Origin of the sequence: Planctomyces sp. SH-PL62 (assembly GCF_001610895.1) — a bacterium.
Lineage (GTDB): Bacteria > Planctomycetota > Planctomycetia > Isosphaerales > Isosphaeraceae > Paludisphaera.
Genome location: NZ_CP011273.1, coordinates 2580617 through 2592011 on the forward strand (window position 1 = coordinate 2580617; position 11395 = coordinate 2592011).

At 71.0% G+C, this 11395-nt stretch carries 5 protein-coding genes; all 5 read right to left on the minus strand.

The window, feature by feature from the left end; genetic code table 11:
- Positions 1-184 precede the first annotated feature (184 nt).
- The 5 genes from VT85_RS09990 to VT85_RS10010 all read right to left on the minus strand — a co-directional run bounded on the left by VT85_RS09990 (position 185) and on the right by VT85_RS10010 (position 11122).
- Positions 185-4618 carry a PVC-type heme-binding CxxCH protein gene (locus VT85_RS09990; protein WP_068414117.1) on the minus strand — a complete coding sequence of 1478 codons (4434 nt, stop codon included), beginning with the start codon at positions 4616-4618 and terminating at the stop codon, positions 185-187.
- A gap of 295 nt (positions 4619-4913) precedes the next feature.
- Complete coding sequence (locus tag VT85_RS09995) at positions 4914-5669, minus strand: hypothetical protein (protein WP_068414121.1); 756 nt, start codon at positions 5667-5669, stop codon at positions 4914-4916.
- A gap of 93 nt (positions 5670-5762) precedes the next feature.
- Positions 5763-7007 (minus strand): HAF repeat-containing PEP-CTERM protein, encoded by a 1245-nt coding sequence (locus tag VT85_RS10000; protein ID WP_068414124.1) that lies wholly within the window; start codon positions 7005-7007, stop codon positions 5763-5765.
- Positions 7008-7078: 71 nt separating this feature from the next.
- Positions 7079-8536, minus strand: a complete 1458-nt coding sequence (locus VT85_RS10005) for a DUF1501 domain-containing protein (protein ID WP_068414127.1) — start codon at positions 8534-8536, stop codon at positions 7079-7081.
- Between the two features lie 57 nt (positions 8537-8593).
- Positions 8594-11122 (minus strand): PSD1 and planctomycete cytochrome C domain-containing protein, encoded by a 2529-nt coding sequence (locus tag VT85_RS10010; protein WP_068414130.1) that lies wholly within the window; start codon positions 11120-11122, stop codon positions 8594-8596.
- Positions 11123-11395: the final 273 nt, after the last annotated feature.

The window sequence follows — 11395 nt, forward strand, 5'->3', positions numbered from 1 at the left end:
GCACACGAGGCGTCGGGATTCGCGATCCAGCCGACCGTAACACCGACGGATTCTCGTGCTCGTCTTCCCCCTCATGCGGCCCTGCGGGCCACCTTCCCCCGCGAGGGGGGAAGGACGTTCAACGCCGACGGCCTGTGCGACTTCGACGGATCACCCGGTTAGGACCGATCGACCGACATCTTCATCAGTCGATGATCGGCTGGCTGACGCGGAGGTAGGAGAAGAGGTCGCGGACCTGATCGTCGGTCAGGTCGTCCAGGAGTCCGGGGGGCATGATCGAGGTTTTGGAGGGTTCGAAGGCCTCGACGTCCTCGCGGGCGATCGTGCGTTCCTCGCCGTCGGGGCAGCGGAGGACGACGACGTGGGGGTCCTCGTCGGCGCGGACGCCGGTCAGGACGCGGCCGTCGGTCGTGGCGAGGGTGTAGGCGACGTACCCCTCGCGGACCTCGGCCGACGGGTCGACGACGGCCAGGAGCAGGGAGTCCAGGTCGTCGCGGCGGAAGGTGGTCAGCTCGGGGCCGACGTTCCCCCCCTTGCCGAACAGGGTGTGGCAGCGCTCGCAACGTTCCTGGAAGATGGCCCGCCCCGCCTTGGGGGTGCCGCCGCCGGAGCGGGCGACTCCGGCGAACTTCGCCATCCGCTCCTTCAGGTCCGCCGGGGCGTCGGACGGGGCCGGGCCGAAGGCGCGGACGGCCAGCTCGTCGACCTTCGGGTCCTTCAGGGCGCGGAACCGATCGACGACCTCGCGGGGGACGGCGCGGGCGTCGACGCGGCCGTCGACCGCCGCGTCGAGGAACGTCGCGGCCCACGCTCGCCGACTCGCCAGCAGGCTCCACGCGGAGGCGAGCACGTCGTCGGGAAGGCTCGTGTACATCTTCATGACTTCATCGGCGATCTCCGGGTCGTCGTAGACCGCCAGCGCCGACAGGGCGGCCGACCGCAGCGGGTTGACGGGCGACGTGCGGGCGAGTTCGAGGATCGCCGGGCGGCAGGCGTCGATGCGGACCTCGCCGAGCACGCGGAGGTACTGCAACGGCTTCTCGCGGTCGCCCCCCGGATCGCCCAGCGCGCGGAGGGCCTCGGCGACCGCCTCGGGCTTGGCGCGGCGAAGGCCCAGGACGATCGAGGAGCCGCCGTGCTGTTCGAGCGCGTCCGCCAGCCGGGGGGGCAGGCCGGCCGTCGACCGGCCGAGGTACGCCGCCTCCAGCCCGGTCATGAGCCGGGCGACGTGCTCGGGGCCGGGGGCGGCCTCCAGCAACCGGACGCAGGCGTCCAGGTCCTTCCGGCCGCCGGCGGCGGCGAACCGACGCATCAACCGTTCCTGGATCGTCGAGACGGCGATCGGGGCCTCCCACGCCTCGCGGTCGCGGAACATCGCCAGCACCGCTTCCGGGTCGGTCCCCACCTTCGCCTCGACGGCCCACCAGATCAGCAGCGGGACGTGCGGGTCGGTCGCGTCCTCCCCGCGAGTCATCAACCGATCCACGATCGCCAGGGCGTCGGGCGTGGGGAGTCGGCGGGCGGAGGAGGCGAGCTGGCTGCGGACCTCCACGCGGGGCTCGGTTTCGGCCGTCGCGACCAGGCCCGAGGCGATCTCGCGCGAGACCTCGCCGTCGTCGCAGGCCAGCCGGATCGCCCACGACCGGACGTACGGGTCGTCGTGACGGATCGCCGCCAGCGTGCTCGGCTCGTCGAGGCCGCCGACGAGGTTCAACGCCCAGAGCGATTCGAGCGCCGACTGGCCGGTGGTCGACTCGATGCGACGCCGGAGCAGGGGCGCGAGGCCGGCGTCTTTCCGGTCGCCGATCAGTCGGAGCGCCGTCTGGCGGACCCATCGGTTCGGGTCGTCCAGGCGGTCGACCAGTTCTGGCGAGGAGAGCCGCCCCAGGTCCAGGAGCGGCCCCGTCGGCTTGGCGTCGCGCGGGCGGATGCGGTAGATGCGACCGGTGTCGACGCTCACCAGGCCCGCATTATTCCGGAGGTGGCTGACGTATTCGTCGTACCAGTCGGCGACGTGGAGGAAGCCGTCCGGGCCGAGCGTCACGTCGACCGGCCGAAACTGCGGCTCGGTCGTGCTCATGGCGAGGCCGACGTCTCGGGTGCGGAACGTCGAGCCTTCGGGCGAGAGTTCGCTGATGACGACGTGATTGAGGAGCGGCGCCACGCCGAAGAGCGCGCCCTGGTATTTCTCGGGGAAGCGGCCCCCTTCATAGATCGCGAAATCGTGGGTGAAGCGAGGCGTCCGGCCGTGGGTCATGGCCGGGAAGTAGCCGAAGGTGTAGGGGTTGGAGAGGGGCCCGTGCTTGTCGAAGCCCTTCTGGAAGTAGCCCCCCTGGACGTAGGCGAAGCCCCGCGTGTCGCCGCCGTTGTGGCCGGAGTAGATCCGCCCCTTGGCGTCGACCTCGACGCCGAACGCGTTGCCGCCCCCCTCGGCGAAGATCTCGTACCGCCGCTGCTCGGGGTGGTATCGCCAGATGAGCTGGCCCAGCGAGCGCACCGGCTCGCGGCCGTCGTCCAGGCCCGGGCGCGAGACCCGGCCCGAGACCGTGCTCCCCTGCGCCGCATAGAGCCAGCCGTCCGGGCCCCAGGTCAGGCTGTTGGCGATCGAGTGGGTGTCTTCCAGGCCGAAGCCTTGCAGGTGGACCTCGGGGTCGCCGTCGGGGACGTCGTCGCCGTCCCGGTCGGGATAAAAGAGGAGGTAGGGGGGGTTGAGGACCCAGACGCCCCCCCGGCCGCGCGCGACCGAGGTCGCCAGGTTCAGCCCCTCGACGAACGTCTTGTGGCGGTCGTACGCGCCGTCGCCGTCGACGTCCTCGTGGATCGTGATCCGATCCAGGCCGCGGACGTGGTTGGGCGGGGGGACGGGGACCTTGTCGTAGGCCACCCGCCAGACGCCGTCGCGGCTGAGCATCTTCAGGCCGGCGGGGTGGGGGTACTGGGCGTACTGCACCACCCAGAGCCTTCCCCGCTCGTCGAAGCTCAGGTGGAGCGGCTGGCGGACGATCGGCTCCGCCGCCGCCAGGTCGACGGCCAGGTCGTCGGGGACCTGGAACGACGTGGGAGCGGGGGCCTTGGCCCCGGGGGCGGGGCGGTCGAGCGCCCAGAAGACCGCGTTGAGGAGGAGGCGGCGGAAGGCGGGGGTCTCGAAGTCGCCGGGGTCGCCGAGCGACGTGTAGAAGACGCGCGAGCGGCCCTTCAGGTTGATCCAGGCGACCGGCTCGGCGGGGTGGCCGTCGATCGCGCCGGTGAGCAGGGGGATCGTCGTCGGGGCGAGCGGGCTCGCCTTGTAGAGCGAGCCGGGGCTGCGGAAGCCGGGCTCCACGCTGTCGAGGATCGCGTGCCCCTTCGCCTCCGGGGCCAGGGCGATGGTCGGCTCGACGCCGTTCTGGTGGTGGCCCGTGTAGTGGCCGCCGAGGACGTCGGGATCGAACGTCGTCCATTCGGCGTGCCCGGCCGGGGCCTGGCCCTTCGCGTCGAAGGCGTGGCTCGCCGTGCGGATGCCGACGACCGGCTTGCCGGATTCGACGTACCGCCGAATGATCTTCATCTGCTCATCCGTGGGCGCGCGGCGGCGGGCGCTGACGAACAGCAGGTCGGCGTCGTCGAGCGCCTCGACGCCCGGGAAGTCGTTCGGCGCCTTCGGGTCGGCGACGACGAACGTGCAGCGCACGCCGTTCGGCTCCAGCTCGGCCTGGGCGAAGGCGGGGAGGGTCTCGGCGGTCCTGTACTCGTCGTCGCCGATCACGAACACGGCGCGGGGGCGGTCGTCGGGCCGGAACGCGAAGGCCGGTCGGCCGGTCAGGTCGGTCGAGACGATCGTCGGGCAGACGAACTTCTCGATGTGCTCGACGATCCGGTTCGTCCCCTCGAAGTGGGAGACGTAGGGGGGCCGTCGCGAGTTGTACATGGTGTCGGTCAGGTCACGGACCAGGACCACGTCCTTGCCGTTCTTCGCCAGGTTGCGGAGCCCGAACGGACGCCCGAGCACGCACATGTTCGTGTGAACGCCCGTCAGCATGACGTGCTCGATCCCCCGGCTCGCGAGCAGGTTCCAGACCTCCTCGCCGGAGTCGCTGATCGCGTCCTCGTCGCGGATCTCGATCCTCGGGTCCTGGGACGTCCAGGCGTTCCGCTCGGTGCAGCGGGGCCCGCAGTCGCAGCCGCCGTCCGACTGGTCGATGGGATACGTCCCGCGCTCCTCGGCGGGGATCTTGTAGCACCAGGAGCCGATGTCCTTCGGCAGATCCGCCGCCTTCGGGGCCGACTTCGCCCGCAGCCGCGCCGGGTGGTCCTTGTAGAAGTCCATGCAGCCGCTGGGCGAGTGGACGATCAGGACGCCCTTCGCGCGGGCGTCGGCGACGACCTGATTCAGCACCGGCGCCAGCTCGCCGCAGCGTCGGGTCGCCCCCTTGCACCAATGGTCGTCCCACATGTCGCAGACGATCAGGGCCGTCTTCGAGGGCTCCCAGCGGGCCGTCGTCTCGACCGTCTCGTAGGCGGCGGGCTCGACGACGGAAGGAACGCGCACTCGCTTGTGCAAGTTCAACGGCGCGTCGTCGGCGACCACCGCGCCGAGGGTCGTCGCGAGGGTCGCCAGGGCGAGGAGGAAGGGCCGCATCGGGGATGTCTCCAGGGGTGTGCGGTCTCGTCGGGACGGCCCGCGCAGGGCTCAGGATGCGGATTGAGAGACTGTTCCGGAAGCTTCTCACGACGGCCTCCCCCCCTGGCGGGGGAAGGCGTCGAAACACCGGTCCCGCGACCTTCCGAAACAGCCTCTGGAAGAGGAGAGTCTCCGGAGATTCTCGGCCCCAACCACGGTCGCGTCAATGCTCCGAAAGGCTTCGGCCTTCGTTCCCGACTGGGGAGGAGACGGACCGGCCGAGCCTGTCCACGACCTTGCGGCCTGCCCCCGATCACATGGGCCAGGACTCGACCTCGGACTCCGGCAGCCTCGCCTTGATGGCCTTGACGATCCGGTCCTGCTCCACCATCGGCGTATATTGCAGCGCCAGTTTCATGAGCGTCTCGCCGTCACGCCCCTTGAGGATCGGCCGCAGCAGCACCGGCTTGCCGAAGGTGTCGTAGATCGTCTGGACCTCGCAGCTGAACACGTCGATCCAGGGGACGAACCGCCGCACCATGGCCCGGTGGGACGGGTAGCCGGTCACGCCGTCCAAGTCGACCCTGGCCTGCGGCTTTCCGAGGTCCAGGAGGTTCACGACGAAGATGACCAGGAAAAAGCAGCCCATGCCGATCACGAGCCACCACATCCAGGCGTTCCTCTCGAAGACCCACGAAGAGGCGAGGAAGAACAGGCCCATGATCGGTGCGCCGATCAGAATGAAGGCGACCAGCCCGCGGGGGACGTGGGCCTCGGCCACATCCTCCGGCGGGCCGTCGTCGTACGCCCCGAAGGGAGGGCGGCCGTGGATCTCGACGGCCATCCCGCTGCGAGACAGGCCGAATCGGCGGAGGATCGTGTCGGCCGCGACCCGTGAAAGGGCCAGATACAGCACCGACAGGCCCCCCAGCACGCCGGGCTCAAAGCTGATTCTCCAGATCCACGCGATGTACATGGTGCCGAAGCACACGGCGAAACAGAGGACGAGACTGATCAACAGGCTCAAACACCCGAAGGTCGTTTTCGAGACGGTCCTGGGCTCGTCCATCGTCTCGCTCCCCAGCCGCCGCGTCCCGCGAGATCGACGACGCGCCGAACAGCCTTTGATCCAAGGAGGACAGGTCACTGCGAGGGCGGAGAATCAGGCCCTTCGTCGTCGCTGAGCGACGCCGAGTCCGAGGGCCAGGCCGCCGAAGACGAGGAGGGAAGAGGGTTCGGGGACGGGCGTCTCAGGCATTTCCGGGAAGACCGGGTCTGGGGACGTGGCGAGGCCGTCGGGAGTCAGCAGCACCACGCCTTCGCGGTCGTCGTGGACGCCCAGGGCGAGGATCTGGCCGCGGTCGTTGATCGCCAGCCCCCACCGGATCGACCAGCCGCTGGCGGGGTCGATCAGGTCGTTCAGGTTGGTCATCGTCCCGTCCCGATACAGGAACCCCCGATACAGCCAGTTGGCGTTCTCCGCGTAGGACAGCCCCACGGCGTGCCCCAGGTTGTTGATCCCGTAGGCGTAGCTGAAGGCGTCGCCCGGCAGCGTCCCGAGATCGGTCGTCGCTCCGCCGGGCGCGATCAGGGCCGCGTGCGACGGCCGACCCTGGGCGTCGAAGCCGAGGTTCCCGGCGACGACCCCCTGGTCGTTGATCGCCGTCCCGGTGGAGGAGCCCAGGTCGGTCCAGGTCCCGCCGCTCCCGCTCAGGACGAAATAGCGGTTGAACTCGCCGGGCGACATCGCGGCGCGGACGAGCACGTCGCCCACGTCGTTGATCCCCTGGACCTGCGCCCCGACGGCCCCCGGCGGGAGCCCCAGGTCGCTCACCCGGCCGTCCTGGGAGGAGACGGGGACGAAATTCCCCCAGCCGCCGATCGGCTCCACTTCCTTCGTGCCGATCATCACGCCAGAGTTCGACAGGAACCCGGCCGGCCCGGCGACGTCGGTGAACCGACCGGTGGCGGAGTCGAAGCTCACCGCGCCGTCGCGGGAGCCGGCGACCGCGCGGCCGGCGTCGTCCAGGCCGCTGAAGGCGTGGCCGAGGTAACGCCCGTCGTAGCCGCCCGGGTCGCCCCCGCTCGGGGAGACGACGGCCGGCAGCGTCACCTTCCCCCCGGCCGTCGGGTCGTAGAAATACGGGTGGGACTCGTACGCGGCCGACGGGCTCGACGGCCTGTCCTCGGCCCAGGCCCCCGCCACCTGCCCGCGCTCGTTGAGCGACAGCCCCACGGTGGAAGCGATACGGCCGTCGGGCCCGCCGAGATCGGTGATCTTGTAAGGGGAAGCCTCCGCCGGCGCGATCGACGTCCAGAGGCCGCTCAGCAGCAGCAGAAACGCCCGACCCGTTGCGAATCGACGCACGACGACGCCCTCCCTGGCGCGGATTTGGAGCAGAATCATGAAAGCGACTTCATGCCGCGCGGATCTTTGCCGGCGCGGCCGCCCCCGTCAAGGCCGATCGGCCGCGGCGCTCAGGCCAGGAGTTTCATGCAGACCTGGCCCTCGTTGACGGTGGGGCGTTCGGGGCGGCCCTGGTGGCGGTAGATCAGCTTCGTGTGGTCGGCGCCGAGGCAGTGGAGGATCGTGGCGTGGAGGTCGTGGACGTGGAGCCGGTCCTCGATCGCGTGGAGTCCGGCCTCGTCGGTCCGGCCCAGGGTGAGGCCGGGCTTGATCCCGCCGCCGGCCATCCACATGGTGAAGCCGTTGGCGTTGTGGTCGCGGCCGTCCCCCTTCTCGGACATCGGCGTGCGGCCGAATTCGCCTCCCCAGACGACCAGGGTCTCGTCGAGCAGCCCCCGGCGCTTGAGGTCCTTGAGCAGGCCGGCGACGGGCTTGTCGCTGGAGCGGCAGCAGCGGCCGTGGTTCCCTTCGAGGTCCTGGTGCGAATCCCACTTGGAGCCCGCGCCGCAATAGAGCTGCACGAACCGCACCCCGCGCTCGACGAGGCGGCGGGCGAGCAGGCAGTTGCGGCCCATGCTCTCGGTCACGGGGTCGTCCACGCCGTAGAGCGCCAGGGTCTCGGCCGTCTCGCGCGCAAGGTCGACGGCCTCGGGCGCCTCGGCCTGCATGCGGAAGGCGAGTTCATAGCTCTTGATGCGGGCGTCCAGCTCGGTCTGATCGCGACGGTCGTCGAGGTGGCGACGGTTGAGCCGCTCCAGGAGGCCGAGCTTGGCGCGCTGGCGGTCGTCGCCGATCGAGGCCGGGGGGCGGAGGTGGGCGATCGGCTCGTCGCCGCCGTCGATCCGGGTCCCCTGATGGAGCGCGGGCATGAAGCCGGTGCCCCAGTTGCGGGGGCCGCCGGCGACGAGCGACTTGGGATAGTCCTGGAGGACGACGAACGCGGGGAGGTCCTGGTTCTCGGTCCCCAGGCCGTAGCTCACCCAGCTCCCCAGCGAGGGCCGGCCGCTCCGGGTCGACCCGGTGTTCATCTGGCAGACGCCGTTGACGTGGTTGAGGCCGTCGGCCCAGCACGACCGGATGATCGCCAGGTCGTCGACGCATTCCGCCGTGTGCGGCAGCCAGTCGGAGACCCACGCGCCGCTCTCGCCGTGGCGGCCCCACTTCCGCTTCGAGGGGAGGATCGGCGAGTAGAACTCGCCCATCGGCGTGATGACCGGCTTGAAGCTGGCGGGGATCGGCTTGCCGGCCAGCTCGTTCAGGAGCGGCTTGGGATCGAACAGGTCGATCTGGCTCGGCCCCCCTTCCATGAACAGGAAGATGACGCTCTTCGCCCTCGGCGCGTGCGTCCAGGGGGCGTTCGCGGGCGCGCCGGGGATCGCGACGTTCGCCGCGCCCGCGCCCGCCTCGCGCGAGAGCAGATCCAGCAGCGGCAGCGAGCCGAACCCGCCGGCGGCCTTGAGCAGCCATTCCCGACGCGAATGGGGCGTCGTGCTGTGCGGGACGATCGGGCTCGGATCGCGAGGGGTCATGATGGTTCCGCCTCCTTGGCGCTCGATGACGATGGACGGGAGCCGCGGGGCCCCGCCTCAATCCACATACAGAAACTCGCTGGAATTCAGGAGGACGTGGCAGTAATCGACGAGCGCCTCGGCCTCGTCGGGGCGGTCGAGGAACGCCAGGCCGGCGGCCTTCTCGTCGTCGTCGGGATCGCGACCGGCGGTCAGGCGGTAGGCCAGGGCGATCCGGGCGCTGTCGCGGGCCTCCCCCTGTTCCTTCACGTCGGCGGTGAGGCGATCGAGCCGGGCGGCGAAGGCCTTCGCGCGGGCGAGGGTCCAGGGGCCGTTGATCATCTGGAGCGTCTGGGTGACGGTCGTGGTCGTGTTGCGGAGGCCCGTGCTGTTGAAGCCGTCGGGCGCGTCGAAGGCGTCGAGGATCGGGTCGCGGCGGTTGCGGACCACCTTGCAGTCGATCGAGCGCCGGGGGGTCGTCGCGTCGACGGCCGGGCCGCCGCGCGCGGGGGCCAGCTCGCCGGAGACGGCGAGCATGGCGTCGCGGATCTCCTCGGCCTCCAGCCGCATCACGGGGCGTTTCCAGAGCAGGCGGTCGGCCGGGTCGATCAGCCGGGCCTCCTCGACCTCGCTCTCGGGCCGGAAGGTCGACTGTCGGTATGCGGCCGACGTGACGATCAGCCGGTTCAGGGCCTTGAACCGGCGGCCGTCGGCGACGAACCGGCGGGCCAGCCAGTCCAGCAGTTCGGGGTGCGACGGGGCCTCGCCGAGCTTGCCGAAGTCGTTCGAGGTCGCCACCAGGCCCCGGCCGAAGTGGTCCTGCCAGGCCCGATTCACGACCACCCGAGTCGTCAGCGGGTTGTCCGGCCGGTTCATCCACGCCGCCAGCGCCAGCCGCCTGCCGGTCGAATCCGGCGCGACGGCGACGGGCGGGATCGCCGCCGGCGACGGGTCGAGCACGGACGGGAAGCCCGGCTCCACCGGGGTCGGCGCCTTGCGACCCCCCGGGATCGCGGTCGGCGGGGCCTCGGCCCCCACGTCCCGCACGCCCAGAGCCACGGGCAGGGGCGCGGGCTTGATCGCGTCGAACGTCTTCAGCTCGGCCGTCAGCTCCTTCCAGCGCGGGCGGTCGCCCGGGGCGATCGTGGCCTCGGTCACCCTCGTGTGCTCCAGGGCCACCTGGCGGTACGCGAGCGCCTTGATCTGGCGGTCGTAGGGAGACATCTCGGCGTCGGGCCGGAAGAGCATCGCCTGGAGGTCGGGCGTGAACTTGGCGACGATGTCGCGCTCGAGCCTGTCGCGGGCCGGCTTCTCCACCCCCGCGAGCTTCGCGCGGACGTCGGCAGTCGCCCGCTCCCAGGCGGCGAGCTTCGCGTCGTGCTCGGCCGTCCGGGCCGGGGTCGCCAGCGGCAGGTCGTCGATCGGCAGGATCGGCGTGAAGAAGGCCTGGAGGCGGTAGTAGTCGGCCTGGGCGATCGGGTCGAACTTGTGGTCGTGGCAGCGGGCGCAGCCCACGCTCAGGCCCAGGAACGCCTCGCCCACGACGTCGGTGATCTCGTTGAGGATGTCGGACCACTGGCCGCGGACGTTCCGCTGGTTGTTCTCGTAAGGGCCGAGCCGGAGGAAGCCGGTGGCGATCGCGGCGTCGGGATCGCCGGGCGCCAGCTCGTCGCCGGCGAGCTGCTCGGCCAGGAAGCGATCGTACGGCTTGTCCTCGTCGAACGAGCGGACGACGTAGTCGCGATAGCGGTAGGCGTCGGGGCGGTAGCTGTCGGCGTTGTGGCCGTCGGACTCGGCGTAGCGGACCACGTCCAGCCAGTGTCGGCCCCAGCGCTCGCCGTATCGCGGCGAGGCCAGCAGGCGGTCGACCAGTTGCTCGAAAGCGTCGTCGGCCTCGTCGGCGAGGAACGCGTCGACCTCCTCGGGCGTCGGCGGCAGGCCGTGCAGGTCGAACGTCAGGCGACGGATCAGGGCGGTTTTGCCCGCCTCGGGCGCGGGGGTCAGCCCGGCGTCGAGCAGCCCCTTGAGGACGAACCCGTCGATCGGGTTCCGCGCCCAGCCCTCCCAGGGGGAACCGGCGACGGCGCCCGGATCGGGAGGGGCGACATCCTGCAAGGGCTGGAACGACCAGAACGAGGCGTCGGCCTTCTCGACGGCGGGGCGGGGGGCCTCGGCCGTCGACTCGGCCTCGCCGCCGGGCCAGAAGGCGCCGGCCTCGACCCATCGCACCAGCGCGGCGACCTCGGCGTCTTCGAGGCGGCCCGAGGGGGGCATCTCCAGCCCCTCATACCGCACCGCCTCGACCAGCGGGCTCTCGGCCGGCTTCCCCGGCTCCACCACCGCGCCGGTCTCGCCGCCGCGCAGCAGGGCTTCCCGCGAATCCAGCCGCAGGCCCCCCTTCTGCTTCTCGGCCCCGTGGCAGGACTGGCACTTCGCGATCAGGAGCGGCCGGACCTCCTGCTCGAAGAGCCGGACTCGCTCAGCCTCCGCGCGCAGGTCCGTCGCGTCTCCTTCGCCTGCGCGCGCCGTGGCGCCGATCGACGCCAGCGCCGCCGCGATCCCCAGGGCCAGGACTCGACCCGCCCAGATCCTCGAAACGTCACCCATGCGGCTTCGATCTCCGGGGAGGTTCCAGACGATCGCATCGCGACCGCGAAAACCGGAGAGAGGCGGCCGGTCGGAGCGACCGTGCGGCGGGGCTTTCGCGATCCAACATCTGTTCAAGGAGGATTCATCCTACATCTTCCGCCGGCCCAGGGCTACTTCGTTCCTCCGGCCCGCTCCCGATCCAGACCGATCCCGCGCGGCCGGGATTCGCGGGCCTCACGCACCAGGCGGGCCGCATAATCGGAAACTTCATGCAAATCGTTTCATCCGCCG

Excerpts from the sequence above, each read along its gene's own strand:
- VT85_RS09990 (WP_068414117.1), bottom strand. The coding sequence starts at position 4,618 with ATGCGGCCCTTCCTCCTCGCCCTGGCGACCCTCGCGACGACCCTCGGC.
- VT85_RS09995 (WP_068414121.1), bottom strand. The coding sequence starts at position 5,669 with ATGGACGAGCCCAGGACCGTCTCGAAAACGACCTTCGGGTGTTTGAGC.
- VT85_RS10010 (WP_068414130.1), bottom strand. The coding sequence starts at position 11,122 with ATGGGTGACGTTTCGAGGATCTGGGCGGGTCGAGTCCTGGCCCTGGGG.
- VT85_RS10000 (WP_068414124.1), bottom strand. The coding sequence starts at position 7,007 with ATGATTCTGCTCCAAATCCGCGCCAGGGAGGGCGTCGTCGTGCGTCGA.
- VT85_RS10005 (WP_068414127.1), bottom strand. The coding sequence starts at position 8,536 with ATGACCCCTCGCGATCCGAGCCCGATCGTCCCGCACAGCACGACGCCC.